The organism is Lactobacillus sp. UMNPBX15 (assembly GCF_002553785.1).
In the GTDB taxonomy this organism is placed as follows: Bacteria; Bacillota; Bacilli; order Lactobacillales; family Lactobacillaceae; genus Lactobacillus; species Lactobacillus crispatus.
On record NZ_PCYV01000073.1, the window covers coordinates 1 to 1,494 of the forward strand.

Sequence of the window (1,494 nt, forward strand, 5' to 3'; positions counted from 1 at the left end):
CTTGTGTAAACGGCTGTGAGATTTAGGATGCCTTTCGGGATATTTCCATTAATCGCAGAAAGAAGTATTCATCATCTGGATACCCATAACCCTTACGTCTCTCAGTCTTGATCTTATTGTTGATACCCTCAAGTTTGCCAGTTGATATCCCGTATTTGGCGAACGTGTAGATCCCTCTCAAATGGTTATTTAAGAGACGCGCAAACCAAATAAAGTGGCTATTCTCAGTTGCCTTGCAGATGTCTATGATCTCTTCAAGTCTAACGCACATTTCCACCTCGTCATGTGAGTTGTATGCCTGGTCTAGCAAGTCTTTGACGAGGTCTATTGTGAAGAAGAGCTTGTTTTCTTCCAACAGCTCGTCATACCATGCTTCATTACCGCCATAAGCCTTTATTTCTGGTGTATTGAATATTTCACCAGCAGTAGACACTAGCTTGCCTTGACGGGCATCCTCGTCCTTCTGAACTAATGTGGACCTCTTAGACATCAAGATGTAACGTGAGTTCTTAAGCAACTTAGCAGCCTCTGGAGAGCCTTCTTCAGCCAGCCGTCTTTGTTCATCCTTTCTGATCTCTGAAACCACTTTATCGTTGAAATTCTTGATAATGTGGAAGCGATCATAGACGATGTCTAGCTTGGGATAGCGCCCTTTAAAAGCTTCTTCGAAGTCTGAATTCATGTCGCAAGCCACCGCCTCAACTTTTGACATCCACTCATCGCCAACATGATCCATAAACTCGAAAACAACGGCTTTCTTCTTGCCATGGGCTAAGTAGAGAATATACCCTGTTTCCCAGTCTATGATTGCGGTGGCGTACTTATGGCCATCGTGGAGCTTAAACTCATCAATGGCTAAGTATTTTGCCTGCCTTTCAGGTTTTATGAGTGTCTTGCCATCAGTTGTAAATTTAGACAGTAGAAGAGACTTGTGAATTGACTTTACAGTCATCTTGTCCAAGCCAGTAAGCCAAGCCACTGCCTTTAGAGTAAGGCCATAGCTTAACAGTTTCTCAGTGTATTCTTTTAAAGGTTTGGTGATGCGATAACCATCAGCTTTAAAAGGGATAGACTGGCTTCTAGTGTTGAATTGGCAATCAATGTTAAGACAACGAAAACGTGCATAGGACACTCTGATATTGGTGTGTACTCCACCAATAGCGACGTGCTTAAGGGTAGATTCTAAAGACCCATTTTTAACTAGTTTTCTTGAGCAATTAGGACAGAAGGTATCACCACGCTCATCTAGCTTTCCTACAAAGGTTAATCCACCTTCATTTTGAATTGGCTCGCCAACTTGAATAAAGTCGGTAAGACCAGAATTAAAGGATAAGACACCTTTGTTAGGCATAACATCTTGAGTAGTAACTGACAGTTCTGTATAATTCATAGTAAGAAGGGCTCCCCATGTTTTTGTCGTTATTAACATTGTAAGGGACAACCCTTCTTTTTTTGTTATCTAATTTCTATTTACACAAGAATTTATACTGAACC

The 1,494-nt window shown here is 41.3% G+C and carries 1 protein-coding gene; it reads right to left on the reverse strand.

Annotated features, from left to right (window positions below):
* Window positions 1-22: 22 nt before the first annotated feature.
* Window positions 23-1,390, reverse strand: coding sequence for an ISL3 family transposase (locus tag CP366_RS10310; protein ID WP_087363766.1), 1,368 nt, complete (start codon window positions 1,388-1,390; stop codon window positions 23-25).
* Window positions 1,391-1,494: the final 104 nt, after the last annotated feature.

What these genes read in the sequence shown, in the direction of transcription:
- CP366_RS10310 (WP_087363766.1), bottom strand. Translation starts at nt 1,390, where the DNA reads ATGAATTATACAGAACTGTCAGTTACTACTCAAGATGTTATGCCTAAC.